Origin of the sequence: Micromonospora sp. NPDC049060, from assembly GCF_040649055.1 — a bacterium.
Classification (GTDB): Bacteria; Actinomycetota; Actinomycetes; order Mycobacteriales; family Micromonosporaceae; genus Micromonospora; species Micromonospora reichwaldensis.
Map to the genome: position 1 here is coordinate 103,956 of NZ_JBEZEV010000005.1, position 22,694 is coordinate 126,649.

Genomic DNA, 22,694 nt, shown 5'->3' on the forward strand with positions numbered 1-22,694 from the left:
CCGCACGGGAGGCCTGCCCGCACGGAGCGCCTGCGCGGACGGGAGGCCGCCCGGCCAGGAGGTGAGCGCGGGCGGCCTGCGCCCGCAGGATCAGAGCAGGACGAGGGCGGCGAGGGCGCCGAGGACGAGGAACGGACCGAAGGGGAGGTGGCTGCGCCAGCCGACGCGGCGGGCGGCCAGCAGCGCGACGCCGACCGCCCCGGAGAGCAGCAGGGCGAGCACCAGCCCGGCCACCGGGACCGCCCAGCCGTACCAGCCCAGCAGCGCGCCGACGCCGAGCGCCAGCTTGGCGTCGCCGAGGCCGAAGCCGCGACGGCCGAGCAGCAGCGTGGTGGTGGCGAAGAAGAGCGCCAGCGCGACGCCGGCCGCGGTGGCGCGCAGCCAGGGCGCCGGGCCGGCTCCGGCGAGGGCGGCCAGCCCCAGCAGCAGCCAGGTCCCGGCAGCGGCGGGCCAGGTGAGCCGGTCCGGCAGCCGGCACACGGCCGCGTCGACGAGGACCAGCGGGATCGCCCAGCCCAGCCACCAGGCCGTGGCGACCAGCACGGCGGCGGGCGGCCCGAGCAGCACCAGCGCCCCGACGGCCGCCGCGAGGGCGAGTTCCACCGTGCCGGGCGGCGGGCCGACGCGCGCCCCGCACCGCCCGCACCGCGCCGTCGGGCCCAGCGCCGGCCAGGGCCGGGCCAGCCCGACCGGGGTGCCGCACGCGTCGCACCCGGTCCGGGTCGCCACCCCCGGCGGTACGGCGTGCCGGATCACGGCGAGCCGGAGCACCGGGGCGAGCGCGAGTACGGCCAGCAGCCGCGCCCCGCGCGCGGCGACCTTCGGTGCGGTCGGCTCCGCCACCGCCGACGGCCCGGTCAGCGCCACGATCGCCCCCGGAGGCCGGCACAGGTGGTGACCACGCAGGGTAGCGCCGTGAATGCCATTCGGTAACGGGCGGAACGGCCCGCACCCCTCCCCCGCAATGCGCGGCGTCGGCCACGGAAATGGCGCGTCCATATAGGCGGGAATCCCACCCTGACGGAATAGCGACGCGTCGGCGCGGGGGACGGATCGGACCAGACGCCACGTCCGGGACACGCACCGGCCGCCTCGACGACGCCTCGCCCACCGCGCACGCTTCCCACGCCGGCGCCCCACCGATTCCCGCCGCCCGACCCACCCGCACCGGCCCCGACCACCCGTCGCCACCACCTGTCATCACTCACAGTGTTCGAACGAATTGCCTCTGTTGCATCGGCGAGCGTCAGCCTATGCTCGCCCCTTGGGTGTGGTGCAACCCACAGCGAAAAGACAGGACGACGCGGGACAACGCTTTTGTAGAGATCCGTAACGGCAAATGCGTAGGCGATTTCCGACAGGTCCGGACGACCCATCCGGTCACGCCGCCGCATGCCCGGAGGCCGCCGAGACCGGCCCCCGGGTCGCCACCGAGGAGGCACGACGTGCGCGGACGGCGGTTCGGCCGATGGGCAACCTGCCTGCTCGCCATCGCGATGTTCGGCGCGGTCCCGGCCTGCGGTGCCGAGCCCGGACCGACCCCCCGGGCGGTGACCGCCGGGGACGCTCCCGCCCCCACCCACCGGGCCGCCGACGAGCAGGCGGCGAGGAAGGCGGCGCTGGCCGCGTACGCCGGATATCTCGCCGCCTCCCGCAAGGCGAGCGGGCGCGGCGACCCCCACGACCCGGAACTGTCCCGGTTCCTCGCCGACCCGCTGCTGACCCGGGTCCGGCTGACCATCCGCAAGGCGAAGGAGCACGGCGCGATGCGTACCGGCACGTTGGTCTCCGACCCGACCGTGACCTCGGTGAGCCTGGATTCGAGCCCGCCCGCCGTGGAGATCCAGGACTGCCTGGACGCCACCGGCTACCGGCTGGTCTACGCCAGGGACAAGCGGGTCGTGCCCGGCACCGGCGGAACGCGGCACCTGGCCACCGCCACCGCCACCCGCTACCCGGACGGCCGCTGGCTGATCAGCGCCGGCGCCGCCCACGAGGACCAGCCGTGCTGACGCGGGCGGGATCGGACGCCAGGGCGGCCCACGCCCGTACCGCCGGGGCCGCTCGCGTCCGTACCGCCGACCGCGGCGGCCGGGGTGGGACGGCCCGCCGGTCGCTCGCGGGCGCCGCCCTGGCCCTGCTGCTGGCGCTCGGGGCGGCCGTGCCCGCGATCGCCGCAGGACGCGCGGACCCCGGCGCGGAGTGCCCGCCGGGGCAGAGCGACTGCAGCGTCTGGGACGACGATCCCGGCACCCCGGGCGACCCCGGCGGCGGCGGGGACGACGGCGGGGGCGGCGACTCGGGCGGCGGGGGCGGCGGCGCCAAGTGCCAGTGGAACGGCCGCACCGTCAAGTGCTACGACAGCGTGCTCGGCTGGTTCAACAACGGCGACGGCTGCTACTACAAGCTCGCCGAACCGCAGCCCGAGGCCCCCGAGGGCCAGCAGTGGTACGTGCGCACCTGCAACGGCGGCGACCTCGGCTCCCAGACCACGGTCCTGCGCGACGCCCCGCCGCCCGGCTTCGGCGCGCCGCCCGACCCGGAGGAACTCGCCCGGCGGGCGCTGGCCAAGATCACCATCGCGGCGCCCCGGATCGCGGTCGCCCCCCGCCGCAGCAACGGTCCCGGCCTGGTCGGGCTGCCGGTCTGGATGTGGGGCCGCAACGACGACAAGAAGTACTTCGGGCCGATCCAGCGGGCCTCGGAGCGCGAGCGGGGCCTGACCGTACGGATCACGGCGACGTTCGACCGGATCGTCTGGAACATGGGCAACGGCCGCAAGGTCACCTGCGCCGACGCCGGTACGCCGTACCGGGCCGACGGCCCACTGGCCGGCCGCCCCTCCCCCGACTGCGGTTACCAGGGCTACCCGAAGGCCGGCGACTACCGGGTGCGGGCCACGACCTACTGGACGGTGACCTGGCAGGGCGGCGGCCAGAGCGGCGTCATCCCGGTCAACCGGACCACGGGAACGGTCCCGGTCCGAATCAACGAACTACAGGTGGTGACTCAATGAGTGTGGCGACCCGGAACGGAACCGGGCCGGTGGACGCGCCGGTCGCCCCGCCCAGGGTGGTCCGGCAGCGGCGGATGCGCCCCGGGCTGCTCGGCCTGGCCGTGCTGCTGATCGCCCTCGGCGGCCTGGGGGCGGCGTTCGCGGTCACCTCCGTACGCGCCACCGGCAGCTACCTGGCCGTGGCCCGGGCGGTCGAGGTCGGCCGGCAGGTCAGCGCCGACGACCTGGTCCCGGTGCAGGTGGCCGGGGGCCAGGGGCTGTCGCCGGTACCCGCCGGGCGGCTCGACGAGGTGGTCGGCAAGCGGGCCGCCGTGGCGCTGACCCCCGGCACGCTGCTGACCATGGCGCAGCTCACCGACGACCCGCTGCTCGGGCCCGGCCAGCAGCAGCTCGCGCTGGGCCTGAGCCCCGCCGAGGTGCCCGCCCGCAGGCTCCACCCCGGCGACAAGATCCTGCTGGTGAGCACGCCGGACGGGGACGACGACCGCCCCGCGGGCGCCGCCACCCGGTTCGAGGCGACGGTCATCGACGCCGTCACCTCGGACGACGACGACGAGGTGGTGGTCTACCTGGCGCTCGCCGTCCGGGACGTGCCGGCCGTCGTCGCACTGTCCAGCCAGGAGCGGATCGCCCTCGTACTGATTGAGGCGGCCTGACCATGGCGATTATCGCGCTGGTGTCGGCGAAGGGCTCCCCGGGCGTCACCACCGCCGCCCTCGCGTGCGCCCTGACCTGGCACCGGCGGCTGGTGCTCGCCGAGTGTGACCCGGCCGGCGGGTCGATCCTCGCCGGCTACCTGGGCGGCGCGCTCGACGGCCCCCGGGGCATCGGCGAACTGGCGGTCGGCGAGTTGCGCGACGGCAACCTGGAGGCGGCGTTCTGGTCCCAACTGGTCGACCTGGACGCGCCGAAGCGGGAGCGGCTGCTGCTGCCCGGCGTCGTCGACCCCGCCCAGGCCGGCAGCGTCATCCCGCTCTGGCAGCGGTTCGCCGACTTCTTCGGCAGCCTGGAGTCCGGCGACCCACCGTACGACGTGGTGGTGGACTGCGGGCGGCTGCACGTCGTCGGTCCACCGTGGCCGATCCTGCGCGCCGCCTCGGTGGTGCTGCTGGTCAGCGGCGCCCGGCTCCCCGACCTCTCCGGCACCCGGGCCATGGCCAGGACGATCGAGCGGGACTTCGCCGAGCACCGGGTGCCGCCGGGCACCCTGCGGCTGCTGCTGGTCGGCGACGGCCACGGCAGCGGCGAGGTCAGCAAGGCGCTGCGGCTGCCGGTGATCGCCCGGATGCCGCACGATCCGCGTACGGCCGAGGTGCTCGGCCTGGGCGGCACCGTGCGGGCCGGTCGGCCCCTGATGCGCGCGGCCGGGGCCCTGGAGGTGCCGGTCGGTGCGCTGCTGGAACGCCGGCGCGCCCGGCTGACCTGGCCCGTGCCGCAGGGGGTGCCGGATGCGGTTTGAACCGGTCTCCGGCGACCCGCGCCGGCAGCCGCCCGGCGCCACCTCGACCGCCCCGCCGCTGGCCCCGCCCAACGGGCGCCACCATCCCCTCCCGTTGCCGGTGCCGGTCACCGCGCCGCGGCCCGAGCCGCCGCCCCGGCCCCGGGTCGACTTCCAGGTGGTACGCGAGCTGCGCCGGGAACTCAGCGAGCGGCTGGCCCTGTGGCAGCGCGGCCGGGAGTTCACCGTCGACGAGGAGGACACCGAGCGCGCCCGGCTCGCGGTGACGGTGGTCGCCGAGTACGCGGACGCGGTGCGCCGGGCCGGCACCCCGATGGCGGCCGGCGAGGAGCGGCTCCTGCTCGACCAGGTGACCGCCGAACTGGCCGGGCTCGGTCGCCTCCAGACGCTGCTGGTCGACGACACCATCGAGGAGGTGCACATCCTCGGTTGCGACCAGGTGCGCGTCACCCGCCACGGCGGCGGGGTCGACTGGGTGGAGCCGATCGCCGACAGCGACGACGAGCTGGTGGAGATCCTCCAGGCGGCGGCCCGCCGGGCCGGGGCCACCGAACGCTCGCTGTCGACGTCCAAGCCCACCCTCGACCTGCAACTGCCCGACGGCAGCCGGCTCGCCGCGGTGTTCCTGGTCAGCCACCGCCCGTACGCGGTGATCCGCAAGCACAACACGCTGGACGTGAGCCTCGACGACCTGGCCGGCGGCCGGGGCGACCTGGACGAGATGATCGACCCGCTGGTGCGCGACTTCCTCCGCGCGTCCATGCGCGCCGGGCTGAACATCATGGTGGCCGGCCTCGCGGGCGCCGGGAAGACGACAGTCATCCGGGCGCTGATGGACGAGATCCCGGCCGACGAGCCGTACGTGCTGCTGGAGGAGAGCCGCGAGCTGCTGCCGGCCCGCCGCCGGCTCAAGCACCGGGCGGTGATGAGCTTCGAGGCCCGGGAGGGGCACGGCGAACGCGGGGCGGACGGTCGCCCGGCCGGCGAGGTGAGCATCGCCGACCTGATCCCGGTCTCCCTGCGGATGGGCGTGCTGCGGATCATCGTCGGCGAGGTCCGGTCCCGGGAGATCGTCCCGATGCTCCAGGCCATGACGACCAGCCGCGGCTCGATGTGCACCATCCACGCCCGTACGCCCGCCGGGGTCAGCGAGCGGATCATCGAGCTGGCGCTCGCGCACGGCCGGGAGATGACCGTCGACCAGGCCCGCCGGATGGCCGGCAACGCGCTCGACCTGATCGTCTACGTCACCGTCGAGGACGAGACCGCGATCGGCGGGCGCAAGCACCGCTTCGTCTCGCACGTCGAGGAGGTCATCGGCGTCGGCGACGGCAACCGGATCACCACCACCCAGGTGTTCGGGCCCGGGCCGGACGGGCGAGCCGTGCCCCGGCACCTGCCCGAGCGGGTGCGCGCCCAACTCCTCCGGGTCGGCTACGACGCCCGGCTGCTCAGCCGGTGGATCGAGGCCGGCACGGGCGCGTGGCGGCGGCCCCGGCAGACCCGGCTCGGGCGGCGGTGACCGGAGGTGCTGGACAACGTCGAACTCGTCGCGGTGGCCTCCGGCGCCGCCTGCGTGGCCGGGCTGCTGCTGGCGGTCGTCGCGCTGGTCGGCACCCGCCGGCCGCCCGGTGGCCCGGGCGCGGGCCGTGGGCTCGACCGGCTCTGGAAGGGCCCGGGCGTCACCCCGCGCGAACAGCGGGCCCACCAGGCGCTGCTGGTCGCCGCCCTGGTCGCGGGTGCGCTGGCCTTCCTGGTCACCGGCCTGCCGGTGGTCGGCCTGCTGGTCGCGGTGGCCGTTCCGGGCACCCCGTGGCTGTTCTCCGTCGGCAAGGCCGAGCAGCGGGCCATCGCCCGCATCGAGGCGGTCGGCGAGTGGACCCGCCGGCTCAAGGACGTCTCCGCCACCGGCCAGGGACTCCAGCAGACGATCATCGGGACGGTCGGCACCGCACCCGACGAGATCCAGGAGGAGGTACGGCTGCTCGCCGCCCGCCTCCAGGCCGGTTGGCTGGCCCGCTCCGCGCTGCTCGCCTTCGCCGACGAGATCGGCGACCCGGTCTGCGACCAGGTGGTGGCAGCGCTGATCCTGCACGTGACCGACCGGGGCGAACGCCTCGGCGACGTGCTCGGCTCGATCGCCGGGGCGGCGGCGGCCGAGGTGGCCACCCGCCGGGAGATCGAGGCGAAGCGCACCCAGCCCCGGTTCGCGGTCCGCTTCCTCACCGGGATGACCCTGGCCACCGTCGCGTACGGGCTGCTCAACACCGAGTACGTCAGCCCGTACGGCACGCCCTTCGGGCAGCTCGTGATGGCGACGCTCGGCGCGGCCTTCGTCGGCCTGCTGGCCTGGGTGCGGTCGATGAGCCAGCCCCGCCGGCCGGCCCGCTTCCTGCCGGCTCCGAACCCGGAGGAGGTGGCCCCGTGAGCGCGAGGAGTGAGCTTGCGAGCCCCACAGTCGCGAACGAAAGGCAGGCCCAGTGAGCGTCGTCCTCAACTGGCAGCTCGCCGTCGCCGTGTGCGGCGGGGCGGCGGTCGGGCTGGGCGCCTTCCTGGTGGTCCGCGAGCTGGTGCCGGCGACCCCCGCGCTCGGGCCCGCGCTGCGCCGGCTGCACCAACCGGCCGGCGCCGGGCAGCTCGCCACGCCCGCCGACCGGCGGCTGGAGTGGCTCACCGGGCTGTCCCGCTGGCTGCGGCCACCACACCGGCAGCTCGCCCTGATCGACCGGACGCCCGAGCAGTACGCCCTGTCGATGCTGCTCTCCGCGCTGATCGGGCTCGCCGCGCCGACGCTGCTCGGCGTCACCCTGTTCGCCGTCGGCATCCGGCTGCCGGTGGTCGTACCCGTCCTCGGCAGCCTCGGGCTGGTGCTGCTCTGCGCCCTGATCGCGCACCGGTCGGTGTTGGACCGGGCGGACAAGGCGCGCGACGAGTTCCGCCAGGCGGTCTGCACCTACCTCGACCTGGTCGCCCTCCAGCTCTCCGCCGCGCACGGGCCGGTGCAGTCGCTGGAGCGGGCGGCGGCGGTCTGCGACGGCTGGGTCTTCGACCGCATCTCCGAGTCGCTGCGGATCGCGCAGATGCAGATGCACTCGCCGTGGGACGAGCTTCGCGACCTCGCCGAGCGCATCGGCATCCCGGAACTGGGCGACGTCGGGGCGATCATGCGCTCCTCCGGTAGCGAGGGCGCGCAGGTGCACGAGACCCTGCGCAGCCGCGCCGACTCGCTGCGCGACCAGATCCGCACCGACAACCTGGCCCGGGCCGAGGGGGTGACCAGCCGGCTCGACATCCCCGGGGCGCTGCTCGTCTTCGTCCTGCTCGGCTTCGCCGTCTATCCGTTCATCGCCCGCCTGTGATCAGCCCCCGAGAGAAGGAGCACGTCATGTCCGTCATCACCCGACTGCACGTCGTCGTGTCGACACGCCTGGCCGAGCTGCGCGAGGACGGCGAGCGGGGCGACAGCCCCGTACCGACCGCAGTGATCATCTTCGGTCTGGTCGCCGTCGCGATGGCGGTCACCGCCGCCGCCCTCGGTGCCGCCAACGACTGGATGACCAACATCCCCACCCACCAGGCTCCGGACCCGAAGTAACGCCGGGCCGTGCGCCGGACAGACCCCACCCCGGTACGCCGGGCGGCCACCGTCGCCCGGCGTACCGCCCTGGCTGCCGCCCGGCGGCTCGTGGCCGGCGGGGTCGACCGGGGGGCAAACCCGGTCGAGTTGGCGGTGGTGATGCCGGTGGTCCTGCTGCTGCTCTTCGCCTCGATCCAGGCCGCGGCCTGGTTCGTCGCCCGCTCCACCGCGCTCAACGCCGCGCAGAGCGCGGTCAACGCGCAGCGGCTGCACCAGGCGCCGCCCGGGGCCGGTGAGGCGCGGGCCGTCCGGTTCCTGAAGGCCTCGGGCGGCTGGCTGGTCGGCTGGAAGGATCCCGCACCGAGCTGCGAGACCACCGCGACCGAGGTGACCTGCACGGTGCGCGGGCGGTCCCTGTCGGTCGTACCCGGGGTCACCTTCCCGGTGCACCAGACCGCGCACGGGACCGTGGAACGGTGGACCGCGCCGTGAGCCGTACCGCCGAGCGGGGCTCGGTCTCGATCGAGGTGGCGGTGCTCGCCCCGGCGTTCATCGCGCTGATGGTGCTGGCCGGCGTCGCCGGGCGTACCGCCGTGGCGGCCGAGGCGATCGACGCCGCCGCCCACGACGCCGCCCGCGCCGCCTCGATCTCCCGGGACGCCCGCACCGCCCGCGCCGAGGCCCGGGACGCGGCCCGCCAGCAGCTCGACTGGCGCGGCCTGAACTGCGCCGGCACTCCCGAGGTGACGTTCAGCGGCGCGGTACGCGGCGCCCCCACCAGCTTCGACGCGGCGTTCCGCAGCCCGGCCGGGCAGGACGCCTCGGTCACCGTCCGGGTCGCCTGCACGGTCTCCTACGGGGACCTGCACCTCTCCGTCCTGCCGGGGATGCCCGCCGGCAAGCGCGTGTCGGCGAACTTCACGTCGCCGCTGGACCGCTACCGGAGCCGGGGATGACCGCCGTGGCAGGCCGGCACGACGAGGGCCGGGTCAGCATCTTCCTCGCGGTGGCGATGGTCGGCGTCCTCTCCGTCATCGGCCTGGCCTTCGACGGCGCGGGTCAGCTGCGCACGTTGCAGCGGGCCGACAACCTCGCGGCCGAGGCCGCCCGCGCTGGCGGCCAGGCCATCGACCGGGCCAGCGCCATCGAGGGCGGGCCGACCCGGATCGACCGCCCCCAGGCCCGCCGGGCCGTCGCCGGTTACCTCGCCGCCGCCGGCGCCGCCGGCCACACCGTCAGCTTCCCGGTCGTCGACGGGGAGACCCGGGTCCGGGTACGCGTCACCGTCACGCACCACCGATCCATGCTCGGCCTGCTCGGCTTCGACGAGACCGTCACCGTCTCCGGTGAGGCGACCGCGCGGCCGCTCACCGGGGCACCGTAGGAAGGGAAGGCAGCCATGGCCGCATCGGGGCGTTCCGTCGTACGGCGGACCGGACGCATCCTGACCGGGTTCGGCGCGCTCGTCGTGCTCTGCGCGGTGCTGGTCGGCGCGCCGGTGGCGCTGCTCGCCCTCGCCGGCAACCCGCTGCCCGACCACCTGCCCAGCGTCGCGGAGATCGGTGCGACGCTGACCAGCCGGGACGACGGGCGGCTCTTCCTGCGGGTCCTGGCGCTGGCCGGCTGGTTCGGCTGGGCCACGTTCGCCTTCTCCGTCCTGGTCGAACTCTGCGCACAGGCGCTGCGCCGGCCGGCGCCCCGGCTGCCGGGGATGAGTCGCCAGCAACGGGCCGCCGCCGCGCTTGTCGGTTCGGTCGCGCTGATCCTCGCGGCCAGCCCGGCGGCGAGCGCGGCGACGGCGGTCACCGGCCCGTACGCCCTGCCGGCGGCACCGCCCGCGACCGCGCGGGCGGTGGCAGAGGCCGCCTGGCCGGGTCCGGCCGCGCACACCTGGTCCACGCCGGTCGCCTCGTCCGCTCCGGTGACCTCATCCGCCTCGGACGACGGTGTGGCGGTCTACCGGGTGGCCCGGGGCGACCACCTGGGCGCGGTCGCCCAGCGCTACCTGGACGAGTTCGCCGACTACCGGGAGTTGGCCGAGCTGAACCGGCTCGGCGACCCCGACCGGATCCACCCGGGTCAGCTGTTGAGGCTGCCCGGGGACGCCGAGGACCGGGGTGCCCGCCGGCACGCGACCGGCCGCCTCGTCGCCCGCCCGACCCCGCCCGCGCCCGCCCGGCCGGCCCCGCAGCCGGCGCCCGGGAAGGTCGCTCCCGAGCGCGCCACGCCGCCCCCGCCGGCTGCCGAGGCGCCGGTGCCGCCCCCGGCGGAGAGGGACGCCGGTCAGGCCCCGACGGTGACGGTGGGAGCCGCCCGGGCCGGCGAGCCCGATCGGGTGAACCGGCCCCTCGCGGTCTCCGCCGTCCTGGCGGTGGCGAGCATCGTCGGCGCGCAGATCGGCGCGGTCCTGGGCCTGCGCCGCCGCCCGGCCCGCGTACCGGCCGGCGCGGCCCGGAGCACGGCCGCCGCCCGCCGGGGCACCACCGCGCGCGGCACCACCACGGCCAGGCGCGGCACCGGTCACCGGGACATCCGCACCACCCCACGCGGCGGCGCGATCGGCGTCGACCGGGGCACGGAGGCCGGTACCCACGACAGCGTTTTGACCGGCCGGACCCGTGCGGGTTCGTCCCACGACGACACGGCGGTCGGCCGTCACCGCCGCCCCTGACTCCCGGGGGCCGGGAGGCCGCCGGGCGACGATCAGGGCAGGCGGGTCTCCAGGATGCCGTCGACGACGCGGGTCGGCAGGATCTGCTGGTCGTTGCCGGACGGACCGTGCACGACCTCGCCGCCGTTGAGGCGGAACGCGCTGCCGTGCCACGGGCAGACCACGCAGTCGTGCCCGTCGATCTCGCGCACCTCGCCCTCGCCCAGCGGGCCGCTCTGGTGCGGGCAGCGCTCCAGCATCACGGTGACCTCGTCGCCGTGCCGGTAGAGGATCACCGAGACGTCGTCGACCTCCCGGGTGATCAGCCTGCGCTCCGGCAGAGCAGCCATGTCCGCGATCGAGTGCCAGCCGTCGCTCATCCGGTGCAGCTCGGAGATGCTCTGGTTGACCTGCGCGCCCTGCTTGTACGCCAGGTGCCCGCCCAGGTACGCCCCCATGCTGGCGGCGCCGAGCCCGAGGAAGCCGAGCGTACGGCCGAGGTTGTGCCGGCCGGTCATCCGGGCGGCCACCGAGCCGGCGTAGAACGCCAGGCCGACGCTGTTGGACGCGGCGTGCACCAGGCCGATCCGGCGCTGGTCGCGAGCCAGTGCCGCCCAGTCGTTGAGGCCGGTGACCGCGGCCGGGAGGGCGCTGACGGTGCCCACCGCGCACAGCGTGGCGGCGGCCCGGCGCTGCCCCGGCATCAGGTCCAGCACCGCCGTGCTGATCCACGCGCCCACCGGCACCTGCACCATCGCCGGGTGCAGCGGATGGCCCAGCCAGACGCCGTGCAGCAGGTCGCGGACCCGCTGCGGTCGGAGGGTGGCCTGGACGGCGCGCTGCAACCGGTCGCCGACCCGGTCCAGGCCGGATGCCTGCTCGATCTTCGTCAAGAGTGCTCGCACCCGTACCGACTTCCCGGCAGGAGCCCCCGCAAACCGGTCGGCGGTGACAAGTCCGCAGGTGTACGTGAGGTGCGCCCCGTCGGCCCGTAACGGGACGCCCCGGGCGGGTCAGCGTGCCGCCCAGCGGTCGTGGTGGATCGCGTCGGCCAGGGGGCGCTTCCGCCGCCAGCCGTGCCGGGCCAGGTCGGGTACCGCCTCGAAGTGGGTGACCGGCCCGAGGCAGAGCCACGCCACCGGCCGGATCCCGTCGGGGATGCCGAGCAGCTCGGCGAGCCAGGGCTCGCGGTAGAACGACACCCAGCCCACCCCGAGCCCTTCGGCGGTGGCGGCGAGCCAGAGGTTCTGGATGGCGAGGCAGGTCGAGTAGAGCCCGGTGTCGGCGATGGCGTGCCGGCCGAGCACGGCGGGGCCGCCCCGGTCCTGGTCGTGGGTGACCACCACGGACAGCGTCGACTCCAGGACGCCGTCGATCTTGATGCGGGCGAACCGCTCGGCCGCCTCCCCGTCGAGCGTCGCGGCGAACGTGTTCCGCTCGGTGCGGACGTGCTCGTGGAACCGGCGGCGCAGCTCCGGGTCGCGCACCAGGACGAAGTCCCAGGGCTGCGAGTAGCCGACGCTCGGCGCGGCGTGCGCCGCCGCCAGCACCCGGTGCAGTGTCTCCTCGGGCACCGGCGCGCCGGTGAACTGGGCGCGTACGTCCCGGCGGCGGTGGATGACGTCGTACAGATCCAAGGCAGGCTCCCGCTGCGCTCGGCCCACGCCACGCCGGACGCGGGCACCGGACGCGAGGCCGGTCTTCGGACTCCCGGATCGACGCCTGGCCGTCCGCCTTCCCGGCCCGGACGGGCCAGTGGCTGCGCGTACGCGTGGACGGTGGCTCCCCGGTCACCGCGGCGGGCCCGTGCCGGATTCACACCGGCTTCCCGATTCTCCCCGCTCGCGCGGGGCACCTCACATGATCGTGCCGTCGGGGATGCTAGCGCCGTCCGGCCCGTGACGGGAGGCGACACGGGCGTGGAAATCCGGTCGCGGGCCGCACCGTCCACGGCCACTGTGGTCCGGGTGTACGCACTCTCCTCCCGCCCGATGCCGGCCGGCCGACCGGCGACCCGACTGAGCGTCGCGCTGGGCCAGCCCCGGGCCGTGCCGCCCCCGCTGCTGATGCTGCTGGGCATGCTCTCCACCCAGGTCGGGGCGGCCGTCGCCAAGCAGCTCTTCGGCAGCACCAGCGCCGGCGGCACCACCACGCTGCGGCTCGGCTTCGCCGCGCTCATCCTGCTGGTCCTGGTCCGGCCGGGGCTGCGCCTGGGCTGGCGTACCGCCGGTCTGGTCGGGGCGTTCGGGCTGGCCCTGGCGGTCATGAACCTCGCCTTCTACGCGGCCCTGCACCGGGTGCCGCTGGGCGTCGCGGTCACCATCGGCTTCGCCGGGCCGCTGCTGGTATCGCTCGCCGGCAGCCGCCGCCTCGCCGACGTGGCATGGGCGGCGCTGGCCGGCGGCGGCGTGCTGCTGATCAGCGGGCTCGGCGGGACGGGAATGGACCGGCTGGGGCTGCTGTGCTGCGTGGCCGTCGCGGTCGGCTGGGCCGGCTACGTGCTGCTCGGCAAGGCGGTCAGCGCCCGGGTGCCGGGCAGCCGGGGCCTCGCGCTGGGAATGGCCGTCGCCGCGCTGGCCGTGCTGCCGTTCGGGGTCGCCGGCAGCGGTACGGCGCTGCTCGACCCGTGGACCCTCGCGCTGGGCGCGGCGGTGGCGCTGCTGTCGTCGGTGTTGCCGTACTCGGCGGAGATGGCGGCGCTGCGCCGGATGCCGGCCCGGGTCTTCGCGGTCCTGCTCAGCCTGGAACCGGCGATCGGGGCGCTGGTCGGGCTGGTCCTGCTCGGCGAGCTGCTGGCCTGGCCGCAGGCGGCGGGGGTGGCCTGCGTGGTCGGCGCCGCGCTGGGCGCCACCCTGGTCCGCCCGGACCGGTCCGCCCCGCGCTGACGCCTGGCGCCGCCGGCACCGTCGGGGGCATGCTGTCGGCATGGGCGTACGCGTCGAACGCGCCGCGGCGGTGACCACGGTGATCCTGGACCGCCCGGCGGCCCGCAACGCGGTCGACGGGCCGATGGCACGGGCGCTGGCCGACGCGTTCCGCGCCTTCGAGGCCGACCCCGACGCGGCGGTGGCCGTGCTCTGGGGTGCCGGCGGCTCGTTCTGCGCCGGGGCCGACCTGAAGGCCATCGGCACACCGAGCGGCAACCGGGTCGAGGCGCAGGGGGACGGCCCGATGGGTCCGACCCGGATGACGCTCAGCAAGCCGGTGATCGCCGCGATCTCCGGTCACGCGGTGGCCGGCGGGCTGGAGCTGGCGCTCTGGTGCGACCTGCGGGTCGCAGAGTCCGACGCGGTGCTCGGGGTGTTCTGCCGCCGCTGGGGGGTGCCGCTGATCGACGGGGGAACGGTCCGGCTGCCCCGGCTGATCGGCGAGAGCCGGGCGATGGACCTGATCCTCACGGGGCGGCCGGTGCCGGCCGAGGAGGCGTACGCCATGGGGCTGGTGAACCGGCTGGTCGCGCCGGGTGAGTCCCGGGCGGCGGCCGAGCGGTTGGCCGCCGAGATCGCCCGGCACCCGCAGACCTGCCTGCGCAACGACCGGGCGGCGCTGCTCGCCGGCGTCGGCCGGCCCGAGCCGGAGGCCATGGCGGGCGAACTGGCGTACGGGATGGCCTCGCTGGCCGCCGGCGCGGCGGCCGGTGCGGCCCGGTTCGCCGCCGGCGCCGGTCGGCACGGCGCCCCGGCCGACTGACCGGGCGGGTCATCTCGACGGGCCGGGCGGTGCGGCCACTCGGGTGTCGAGTGGCCGCACCGCCGGTGGACCGGCCGCCGCCCGGGCGACCGGGCTGGGTCAGTTGCGGTTGATGGTGAACGTCGAGGTGGTGTTCTGGATGTCCACCGCGTTGTTGCTCAGCCGCAGGTTGTTGAAGGTGACCGACCCGACGGCCGGCCCCTGCCCCGTCTCCGGCATCGGGTTGGCCCAGATGCCGAAGCCGGACTTCGCGTCGTACGCGTCACCGCTCTTGCGGGCGCCGCTGATGGAGACGTTCGTGAAGACCGTGTCGGTGATCGGGAACTGCGGCTGCCCGCCGACGTAGTTGGTCTGGAACATGATGCCGCTGTAGGTCGGGTCGACGATGTCGACGTCGCTGACCCGGATGCCCTGGAACACCTTCGAGGCGGAGAAGACCCAGATCGCCGGGAAGGTCTGCGCGCCCCAGAAGTGCCCACCGGCCCGGACGATCGAGATGTTCTCGAACCGGGTGGGCGGGCTCGCGCCGAAGCCGTTCATCGGGTAGCCGAAGTCGAGCGAGCTGATGGTGATGCCGGAGTAGACGAGCGTGTCCGCGATGTAGATGTTGCGGAACGTGTTGCCGTAGCCGCCGTAGACGGCGACACCGGCGGCCCGCCAGGTCAGCGTCGAGGTCAGGTTCTCGTAGACGTTGTCCTTCATGTCGGCGCCGCCCGCGTCGATCGCCGAGAACAGCGCGAAGCTGTCGTCGCCGGTGGCCCGGGCGTCGTTGTTGCTGACCAGGTTGTTGGTGCTCCCGTTTGTCATGTTGATGCCGTCGGCGAACATGTTCCGGATCCGGGAGTTCTTGATCGTCATGTGGTCGGTGTTCGCGCCCCAGTAGAGGCACACCATGTGCTCGTTCCAGATGTTGTCGATCACGATGTTCGACACGTTGGAGAAGTCGAACACCTTGCCCGGCCCGTCGATGCGCGAGGTGTAGTTGCCGAAGTAGGCGAAGTTCGCGAAGGACGATCCGGCCGCCGAGTTCTCGGCCCGGAAGCCGATGTCGGTGTTGTCCTGGCCGGAGGGCGCGTTGAACCGGGTGTACCAGGGCCCGGCACCGGTCACCTTGACCGCCTTGCCGTACACCTGGAACTTCGACGCGGTGGAGTAGTTGCCCGCCGGCAGGTACACCCCGACGAGGTTGCCGGTGGTGTCCATCCGCACCCGGTCCAGGGCGTTCTGCACGTCGGAGTGCGTGAAGCCGGTCGGCGTGGCGTAGCGCGCCGGGTCCGGGTTCGCGATCGGCGCCACCTGCTCGGTGTTCATGAAGTCGATCGCGTACGTGGTGGTGTTGGCCGGGTCCTTCTGGAGGCGGATCCTGCTGCCCGCCGGCACCGTGGAGTTGAGCATGACGTTGGCCTCGTCGTAGATGTGCCGCGGTCCGCCCGCGCTCGGCGAGTTGCCCGGGCTGGCCTCGTTGCCGTAGAGCCAGGCGTACCGGGACGTCAGGTCGATGGCCTTGTGGAACGTGCCGTTGACGTAGACGTTCAGCGTCGAGTTGATCCCGCCGCCGCCCGGGGCGTCCGGGATGGAGAAGCGGGTGACCAGGGTGTTGGTGCTGGCCCGGGTGGTCCACTCGACGTAGCTGCCCGTCGAGTTGAGGGTCACCGCCCGCCGGCCGGACGCCTCACCGGCCAGGTCGCCGACGGTCCGGTTCGGCCCGACGACGCTGGCGCCGCCACCGACCACGCCGTCCTCGGCCTCGTACATGTCGTACGGCATGTTGGCGCCGCGCCCCACGAAGAGCGCCCGGTCGCTGGTGTCCCAGCAAGGTATCGATCCCGCGCTGAAAAGACGAGACTTTGGTACGACAGATTTTGACAGGATCTTGGAAGACAGCCGAGTTACGGCTTTGGCCCCGATTGGTTCCTGCCAGCGGGCAGGCAGAACGGAACGGCCGCCGACCGCGGGCAGCGGTCGACGGCCGTTCCGTCGTTCAGGTGGGCGGGGGGCGGGCCCGGGTCAGCGACCGGGGGCGGGCGCGGTGGAGCCGCGGACGACCAGCTCGGGCTCGAACAGCAGCTCGTCGTGCAGCACGCCGGCGCCCTCGATCTGGGTGACCAGCAGGTCCACGGCGGCCTGCCCCATGGTCTCGATCGGCTGCCGCACCGTGGTCAGCGGCGGGTCGGTGCAGGTCATGAACGCGGAGTCGTCGAAGCCCACCACCGACACGTCGGTCGGCACCACCCGACCCAGCCGCCGGGCGGCGCGGATGGCGCCCAGGGCCAGCACGTCACTGGCGCAGACGATGCCGGTCACGCCGCGCTCGACCAGCTTGGTCGCGGCGACCCGCGCCCCCTCCATGGAGAAGCTGGACCGCTCCACGTACGTCGTGTCGTCACCCCAGCCCGCCGCCTGGGCCATCGCGTCCAGCTTGCGCCGGGACGGCACGTGCCCCTCCGGGCCGAGCACCATCCCGATCCGGTCGTGCCCGAGCGAGCGCAGGTGCCCGTACGCCTGCTCCACCGCCACCGCGTCGTCCGTGGAGACCCGGGGGAAGCCCAACTCGTCCACCCCCGCGTTGACCAGCACCACCGGCAGGCCCCGGTCGGTCAGCCGGCGGTAGTGGTCGTGCCGGGCGTCGGCGAGCGCGTACGACCCACCGGCGAAGATCACGCCGGAGACCTGGTGGTCGAGGAGCATCTCCACGTAGTCCATCTCGGAGACGCCACCGATGGTGCGGGCGCAGAGCGCCGGGGTGAAGCCGCGCTGGGCGAGGGATCCGGTGACCACCTCGGCGAGCGCCGGGAAGATCGGGTTCTGCAACTCGGGCAGCACCAGCCCGACCAGCCGGGCGCGCTCGCCGCGCAGCTTGGTGGGCCGCTCGTAGCCGAGCACGTCCAGCGCGGTCAGCACCGCCGTCCGGGTCGCCTCGGAGACCCCGTCCCGGCCGTTGAGCACCCGGCTGACGGTGGCCTCGCTGACGCCCGCCTTCTTGGCAACTTCGGTCAACCGCTTCGTCACGGCCGCAATCGTACGTCATCCCGATGAAAGAAATGAGCAGCCGTCTGCCGGGCGATTGCCCTCCGCTGCCGCGCGCTGCCCACCATCCGGCATCCGGCATGCGGCCCGGTCGTCAGGACATGTTCCGCAACGCGTCCTCGACCGTCCGGTGGAAGGTCGGGTACGCGTAGATCATCTGCCGGAGCCCGGCGAGCGGCACTGCCGCGTGCACGGCGACCGCCAGACCGGAGAGCACCTCGCCACCGGCCGGCCCCACCGAGGTCGCGCCGATCAGCACGCCCTGGTCGGCGTCCGCGACCAACTTGATGAAGCCCTCGTTGCCGGCCTTGTGGATCCAGCCCCGGGCCGACGACGGCAACCGGGCGAGGCCGACCTGCACGTTGACGCCCCGCTCGCGGGCCTGCGACTCGGTGAGGCCGACCGCGCCGACCTCGGGGTAGGTGAAGGTCACCCGGGGCAGCGCCCGGTAGTCGGCGCGCGGCACCGCGCCGGCGGAGCCGCGCACGCCGGTGGTGCCCGACGCGCCACCCGCCGCGCTCGCGGTGCCGCTGGGGTCGGCCCCGTCGTCGGCGCGCCGGACGTGGTCGAGCACGTCGGCGACGACGATCCCCGCCTGGTACATCGCGACGTGCGTGAACGCCCCCTCGCCGGTGACGTCGCCGACCGCCCAGATCCCCTCCGTCACGTGCAGCCGGTCGTCCACGGACAGATAGCGCCGGCCGGCGTCCACCCCGACGGTGTCCAGGCCCAGCTCGTCCAGATGGGCCCGGCGACCGGTCACCACCAGCAGCCGCTCGGCGGTGAACTCCGCCCCGCCGGCCGCGTGCAGGGTGAAACGGTGCCCGTCGTGGCCGACCCGCTCCGCCCGTACCCCGGTGTGGATCTCCACCCCGTCGGCGCGCAGCGCGGCGGCGGCCACCTCGGACGCCTCGGGCTCCTCGACGGCGAGCACCCGGTCCAGGGCCTCGACCACGGTGACCCGGACCCCGAACCGGGCGAAGACCTGCGCCAGCTCCAGCCCGATCGCCCCGCCGCCCAGCACCAGCAGCGACTCCGGCAGCTCCTCGACCTCGATCGCCTGCCGGTTGGTCCAGTACGGCGTGTCGGCCAGCCCGTCGACCGGCGGCACGGACGGTCTGGTGCCGGTGCCGAGCACGATCCCGTGCCGGGCCTGGAAGACCCGTTCGCCGACCCGGACCCGGCCGGGGCCGTCGAGCCGGGCGGTGCCCCGGACGAACCGCCCGCCCTTGCCGGTGAACCGCTGTACCGCGACCGTGTCGTCCCAGGTGTCGGTGGCCTCCTCGCGGATCCGCTTCGCCACCGGCGCCCAGTCGGGCCGCACCTCGGCGGTGCCCGCGAGCCCGTCCACCCGGCGGGCCTCGGCGATCGCGCTGGCCGCCCGGATCATCATCTTGCTCGGCACGCACCCCCAGTACGGGCACTCCCCGCCGACCAGGTCACGCTCGACGCCGACGACGGTCAGCCCCGCCTCGGCGAGCCGCCCGGCCACCTCCTCGCCGCCGACCCCGAGCCCGACCACGACCACGTCCACCAGTTCCGGATCCGCCATCCCGCCAGCATCGCGCACCGCCCGGCGGCCGGCCAGCGGGTCACGGGGTCGGCACGGCCAGCGGGCCGGGCATCCGGGCGGGGCCGGGGATCACCACCGGTGTGCCGGCGGGGGTGAGCAGGGCGCGGGCGGCCACCGCCAGCCGGCGGCGCTGCGGCACCAGCGCCCGGTCGACGAAGACGTCGTAGTCCTGCGCGGCCACCTCGTCCAGGATCCCGCCGTAGAGCGCGTACGCGGTGCGCATGCAGGCCTGCGAGGCGGGTGCGAGCAGGGTGATCCCGGGAGCCGCGGCGACGTAGTGCGCCTGGGCGCGGGTCACCTCGTACGCGATCAGCTCCCGGATCCGGGACGTGGCGCGGCCCCGGGCGCGCGCCTCGGCCAGGTCCTCCCGGGTGACACCGAACAGGGCCAGGTCGTCGTCGGGCAGGTAGGTCCGCCCCCGGTCGAGGTCCTCGGCCACGTCCCGGATGAAGTTGGTGAGCTGGAAGGCGAAGCCGAGCTGGCGGGCCGGCTCCCGGGCCGCCGCCGGGTCGGAGCTGCCCAGGATCGGCAGCATCATGGTGCCGATCACCGCCGCCGAGCCCTCCATGTAGTCGAGCAGGTGGTCGTAGGTGCGGTACGAGGTGACCGTCAGGTCCATCGCCATGCTCTTGAGAAACGACGCGAAGTCGTCCCGGTCGAGATCGAAGACGGCGATCGTGTGCAGCACGGCGAGGAGCAGCGGGTCGTCCACCGGTTCGCCGTGCAGTCCGGCGACGAAGCGGCCGGCCCAGTCGTCGAGTCGGGCGGCGCGCTCGGCAGGGGGAAGTTCCTCGGCGCGGTCGACGATCTCGTCGGCGTAGCGCGTGAATCCGTACAAGGCGTGCACATGCCGCCGTTTCCAAGCGGGCAGCAGCCGGGTGGCGAGATAGTAGGTGCGGCCGTGCCGTTTGTGCAGCTCACGGCAGCGGTCATAGGCAGCGGTGAGATCGGTGTCCACCGGCCCTCCTCATTTATCGACGCACGAATCGACGCAACTCGTAAGCCTAGGGTACGCTCGGTCACATGGCCAACGACGCAGTTGCGGGTAACTCGCTCCGCGTGGCCCCCGCCGGCCCGACCGACGGGGACGACCCGGTCCGGGCGGTCCTGGCCGCGTACACGAAGGACCTGGTCACGGCGGTGCAGGACACCCTCGCCGCCTTCCTGGCGACCGAGGTCGACGCGTTGCGCGAGATCGACGCGGCGATGGGGGGATTCGCCGCGACGGCGCGCGACTGCGTGCTGGCCGGCGGCAAGCGCGTCCGCCCCACGTTCGCCTACTGGGGGTGGCGCGGCGCGCCCGGCGGCACGGGTCCGCTGCCGGCGGTGCTGCCCGCGTTCGCCGCCCTGGAGCTGCTGCACACCTTCGCCCTCGTCCAGGACGACGTGATGGACGCCTCCGCCACCCGCCGTGGCCGGCCCACCGCGCACGTGGCGCTGGCCGCCCGGCACGCCGCCGCCGGCCACCGGGGCGACCCGCATCGGTTCGGCGAGGCGGTCGCGGTGCTGATCGGCGACCTCTGCATGGTCTGGGCCGACCGGCTCCTCGCGCACGCGACGCTGCCGCCGGCCCGCCTGCTCGACGTCCGGCGCTGCTACGACCAGATGCGCGTGGAGACGATCGCCGGGCAGTACCTCGACGTGCTCGGCGAGAGCGACGCGGCGAACTGGTCGGTCGACCGGGCGCTGCGGGTCGCCCGCTACAAGACCGCGAGCTACACGGTGCAGCGGCCGCTGCTCTTCGGCGCCTGCCTGGCCGGCGTCGGCGGCGACGCCCCGCTGACCGCCGCGTACACCCGCTACGGGCTGGCCGTCGGCGAGGCGTTCCAGCTCTGCGACGACCTGCTCGGCGTCTACGGCGACCCGGCCACCACCGGCAAGCCGGCCGGCGACGACCTGCGCACCGGCAAGCCGACCGTGCTGCTCATGCTGGCCCGGCAGCTCGCCACGCCGACCCAGCGGCGCGCCCTGGACGGCCTCGGCGCCGACGTGGGGGACGCGGAGGTCGCCCGCCTCGCCGAACTGGTCGCCGACACCGGGGCGGTCGACCGGGTCGAACGCATGATCTCCGACCGGGTCGACGAGGCGCTGACCGCCCTCGGCACCGCGTCGATCGACGAGACCGCGCGCACCGCGCTGACCGGCCTCGCCACCGCCGCCACCAACCGGCGGGCATGATGGGCAACTTCGCACAAGGAGGTGGTCGCGTGCGCACCGTCGACGGGCGTACGGACCGGGTGGTCGTCGTCGGCGCCGGGCTGGGCGGGCTGGCCTGCGCGCTGCACCTGGCGGGCAGCGGTCGGCAGGTGACCGTGCTGGAGCGCGAGCCGGTGCCGGGCGGCCGGGCCGGCCGGCTCGGCGTGGACGGCTACGAGTTCGACACCGGACCCACCGTGCTCACCATGCCCGACCTGATCGCCGAGGCGCTCGGCGCGGTCGGCGAGGAGCTGGACGACTGGCTCGACCTCACCCCGCTCGACCCGGCCTACCGGGCGTACTACCCGGACGGGTCGACGCTGGACGTCATCACCGACACCACGCGGATGGCCGCCGAGATCGCCCGGGTCTGCGGCCCGCGCGAGGCCGACGGCTACCTGCGCTTCGTCGACTACGCACGCAGGCTCTGGCAGTGGGAACGCGCCGACTTCATCGAGCGCAACCTGGACGCGCCCACCGACCTGCTCACCGGCAACCTGGTCAAGCTGCTGGCGGGCGGCGCGTTCCGCCGACTCCAGACGAAGATCAACCAGTTCTTCCGGGACCCGCGTACCCAGCGGATCTTCTCCTTCCAGGCGATGTACGCCGGCCTCGCCCCACACGACGCGCTGGCCATCTACGCGGTCATCGCGTACCTCGACTCGGTGGCCGGCGTGTACTTCCCGCGCGGCGGCATCCACGCGGTCTCCCGGGGCATGGCCGGCGCCGCCGAGAAGCACGGCGTCGAGATCCGCTACGACACCACGGTGACCCGGGTGGAGACCGCGCACGGCCGGGCCACCGGCGTGGTGACCGCAGACGGCGAGCTGATCCCGGCCGACGTGGTCGTGCTCAATCCCGACCTGCCGGTCGCCTACCGCGACCTGCTGCCGCCGAGCCGTCCGCGCCGGCTCACCTACTCCCCTTCCTGCGTGGTCCTGCACGTCGGGTCGACCCAGGGGTATGGGAAGATCGCCCACCACAACATCCACTTCGGACGGTCGTGGAAGGGCACCTTCGATGAGGTCATCCGGCGGGGCGAGCTGATGAGCGACCCGTCCCTGCTGGTCACCAACCCGAGCCGGACCGACCCGTCGGTGGCGCCGGCCGGGCGGCACACCTACTACGTGCTCGCCCCGGTGCCCAACCTCGACCGGGCGCCCTTCGACTGGCGGGGCGATCTCACCCAGCGCTACGCCGACCAGCTCGTCGGGACCCTGGAGGAGCGCGGCTACGTCGGCTTCGGGGCCGGCGTCGAGGTGCTGCGGGCCGTGACCCCGGCCGAGTGGGCGGAGCAGGGCATGGCCGCCGGCACCCCGTTCGCCGCCGCCCACAGCCTCTTCCAGACCGGCCCGTTCCGCCCGTCGAACCTGCACCGGACGCTGCCGAACGTCGTCTTCGTCGGCTCGGGCACCCAGCCCGGCGTCGGCGTGCCCATGGTGCTCATCTCCGGCAAGCTGGCCGCCGGCCGCATCACCGGGGCAGCCTGATGGCCCTCCCCCTCGG

The 22,694-nt window shown here is 74.6% G+C and carries 22 protein-coding genes, 1 pseudogene and 1 riboswitch; of the genes and pseudogenes, 16 read left to right on the forward strand and 7 right to left on the reverse strand.

Annotation, left to right across the window (positions count from 1 at the left end; all coding sequences use genetic code 11):
- Positions 1-90: 90 nt before the first annotated feature.
- Positions 91-843 carry an A24 family peptidase gene (locus AB0B83_RS04195; protein WP_357576966.1) on the reverse strand — a complete coding sequence of 251 codons (753 nt, stop codon included), beginning with the start codon at positions 841-843 and terminating at the stop codon, positions 91-93.
- A gap of 602 nt (positions 844-1,445) precedes the next feature.
- On the opposite strand from AB0B83_RS04195, the gene AB0B83_RS04200 reads away from it, so the two are divergent.
- The 12 genes from AB0B83_RS04200 to AB0B83_RS04255 all read left to right on the forward strand — a co-directional run bounded on the left by AB0B83_RS04200 (position 1,446) and on the right by AB0B83_RS04255 (position 10,723).
- The gene (locus AB0B83_RS04200) at positions 1,446-2,012 is read left to right on the forward strand and encodes a hypothetical protein (protein WP_357576911.1); all 567 of its coding nucleotides are present in this window, start codon (positions 1,446-1,448) and stop codon (positions 2,010-2,012) included.
- A gap of 131 nt (positions 2,013-2,143) precedes the next feature.
- A complete protein-coding gene (locus AB0B83_RS04205) occupies positions 2,144-3,016 on the forward strand; it encodes a hypothetical protein (RefSeq protein ID WP_357576967.1) in 873 nt (290 codons plus the stop codon).
- The gene (locus AB0B83_RS04210) at positions 3,013-3,672 is read left to right on the forward strand and encodes an SAF domain-containing protein (protein WP_357576912.1); all 660 of its coding nucleotides are present in this window, start codon (positions 3,013-3,015) and stop codon (positions 3,670-3,672) included. The genes AB0B83_RS04205 and AB0B83_RS04210 overlap by 4 nt, the downstream gene beginning before the upstream one ends.
- Positions 3,673-3,674: 2 nt before the next feature.
- On the forward strand, positions 3,675-4,475 hold the full coding sequence (locus tag AB0B83_RS04215) for a ParA family protein (protein ID WP_357576913.1): 801 nt from the start codon (positions 3,675-3,677) through the stop codon (positions 4,473-4,475).
- A complete protein-coding gene (locus AB0B83_RS04220; protein ID WP_357576914.1) occupies positions 4,465-5,997 on the forward strand; it encodes an ATPase, T2SS/T4P/T4SS family in 1,533 nt (510 codons plus the stop codon). Before AB0B83_RS04215 ends, AB0B83_RS04220 begins: the two co-directional genes overlap by 11 nt.
- 6 nt (positions 5,998-6,003) lie before the next feature.
- Positions 6,004-6,903: a type II secretion system F family protein gene (locus tag AB0B83_RS04225; protein ID WP_357576915.1), complete on the forward strand. Its 900-nt coding sequence runs from the start codon at positions 6,004-6,006 to the stop codon at positions 6,901-6,903.
- Positions 6,904-6,955: 52 nt separating this feature from the next.
- Positions 6,956-7,834, forward strand: coding sequence for a type II secretion system F family protein (locus tag AB0B83_RS04230; RefSeq protein ID WP_357576916.1), 879 nt, complete (start codon positions 6,956-6,958; stop codon positions 7,832-7,834).
- 26 nt (positions 7,835-7,860) lie between these two features.
- Positions 7,861-8,070 (forward strand): hypothetical protein, encoded by a 210-nt coding sequence (locus AB0B83_RS04235; RefSeq protein WP_151456965.1) that lies wholly within the window; start codon positions 7,861-7,863, stop codon positions 8,068-8,070.
- A gap of 69 nt (positions 8,071-8,139) precedes the next feature.
- Complete coding sequence (locus AB0B83_RS04240; RefSeq protein WP_357576968.1) at positions 8,140-8,544, forward strand: TadE/TadG family type IV pilus assembly protein; 405 nt, start codon at positions 8,140-8,142, stop codon at positions 8,542-8,544.
- On the forward strand, positions 8,529-9,008 hold the full coding sequence (locus tag AB0B83_RS04245; RefSeq protein WP_357576917.1) for a TadE/TadG family type IV pilus assembly protein: 480 nt from the start codon (positions 8,529-8,531) through the stop codon (positions 9,006-9,008). Before AB0B83_RS04240 ends, AB0B83_RS04245 begins: the two co-directional genes overlap by 16 nt.
- The gene (locus AB0B83_RS04250; protein ID WP_132232360.1) at positions 9,005-9,436 is read left to right on the forward strand and encodes a pilus assembly protein TadG-related protein; all 432 of its coding nucleotides are present in this window, start codon (positions 9,005-9,007) and stop codon (positions 9,434-9,436) included. Before AB0B83_RS04245 ends, AB0B83_RS04250 begins: the two co-directional genes overlap by 4 nt.
- A gap of 15 nt (positions 9,437-9,451) precedes the next feature.
- Positions 9,452-10,723 (forward strand): LysM peptidoglycan-binding domain-containing protein, encoded by a 1,272-nt coding sequence (locus AB0B83_RS04255; protein ID WP_357576918.1) that lies wholly within the window; start codon positions 9,452-9,454, stop codon positions 10,721-10,723.
- Positions 10,724-10,755: 32 nt separating this feature from the next.
- On the opposite strand, the gene AB0B83_RS04260 is transcribed toward AB0B83_RS04255, so the two are convergent.
- Together AB0B83_RS04260 and bluB are read right to left on the reverse strand one after the other, a co-directional pair.
- A complete protein-coding gene (locus AB0B83_RS04260) occupies positions 10,756-11,607 on the reverse strand; it encodes a Rieske 2Fe-2S domain-containing protein (RefSeq protein ID WP_357576919.1) in 852 nt (283 codons plus the stop codon).
- A 108-nt stretch (positions 11,608-11,715) separates the two neighbouring features.
- Positions 11,716-12,339 carry a 5,6-dimethylbenzimidazole synthase gene (gene bluB, locus AB0B83_RS04265; protein ID WP_357576920.1) on the reverse strand — a complete coding sequence of 208 codons (624 nt, stop codon included), beginning with the start codon at positions 12,337-12,339 and terminating at the stop codon, positions 11,716-11,718.
- Positions 12,340-12,377: 38 nt separating this feature from the next.
- A riboswitch (cobalamin riboswitch) is annotated at positions 12,378-12,576 on the reverse strand.
- Between the two features lie 93 nt (positions 12,577-12,669).
- Here bluB and AB0B83_RS04270 point away from each other — a divergent pair.
- Both AB0B83_RS04270 and AB0B83_RS04275 read left to right on the forward strand, forming a co-directional pair.
- Positions 12,670-13,587 (forward strand): EamA family transporter, encoded by a 918-nt coding sequence (locus AB0B83_RS04270; RefSeq protein WP_357576921.1) that lies wholly within the window; start codon positions 12,670-12,672, stop codon positions 13,585-13,587.
- Between the two features lie 40 nt (positions 13,588-13,627).
- On the forward strand, positions 13,628-14,392 hold the full coding sequence (locus tag AB0B83_RS04275) for a crotonase/enoyl-CoA hydratase family protein (RefSeq protein WP_357576922.1): 765 nt from the start codon (positions 13,628-13,630) through the stop codon (positions 14,390-14,392).
- Between the two features lie 99 nt (positions 14,393-14,491).
- Here AB0B83_RS04275 and AB0B83_RS04280 read toward each other — a convergent pair.
- The 4 genes and pseudogenes from AB0B83_RS04280 to AB0B83_RS04295 all read right to left on the reverse strand — a co-directional run.
- Positions 14,492-16,201: pseudogene (locus AB0B83_RS04280) on the reverse strand (glycosyl hydrolase); the annotation flags it as partial.
- A gap of 198 nt (positions 16,202-16,399) precedes the next feature.
- The gene (locus tag AB0B83_RS04285) at positions 16,400-17,401 is read right to left on the reverse strand and encodes a LacI family DNA-binding transcriptional regulator (protein ID WP_357576923.1); all 1,002 of its coding nucleotides are present in this window, start codon (positions 17,399-17,401) and stop codon (positions 16,400-16,402) included.
- A 112-nt stretch (positions 17,402-17,513) separates the two neighbouring features.
- On the reverse strand, positions 17,514-18,971 hold the full coding sequence (locus AB0B83_RS04290; protein WP_357576924.1) for an NAD(P)/FAD-dependent oxidoreductase: 1,458 nt from the start codon (positions 18,969-18,971) through the stop codon (positions 17,514-17,516).
- A 40-nt stretch (positions 18,972-19,011) separates the two neighbouring features.
- Positions 19,012-19,950 (reverse strand): phytoene/squalene synthase family protein, encoded by a 939-nt coding sequence (locus tag AB0B83_RS04295; RefSeq protein WP_357576925.1) that lies wholly within the window; start codon positions 19,948-19,950, stop codon positions 19,012-19,014.
- A gap of 65 nt (positions 19,951-20,015) precedes the next feature.
- On the opposite strand from AB0B83_RS04295, the gene AB0B83_RS04300 reads away from it, so the two are divergent.
- Together AB0B83_RS04300 and crtI are read left to right on the forward strand one after the other, a co-directional pair.
- Entirely contained in the window at positions 20,016-21,170 is a 1,155-nt protein-coding gene (locus AB0B83_RS04300) for a polyprenyl synthetase family protein (RefSeq protein WP_357576926.1), read from the forward strand.
- A complete protein-coding gene (gene crtI, locus AB0B83_RS04305; protein WP_357576969.1) occupies positions 21,170-22,678 on the forward strand; it encodes a phytoene desaturase family protein in 1,509 nt (502 codons plus the stop codon). The genes AB0B83_RS04300 and crtI overlap by 1 nt, the downstream gene beginning before the upstream one ends.
- The last annotated feature ends 16 nt before the right edge of the window (positions 22,679-22,694 follow it).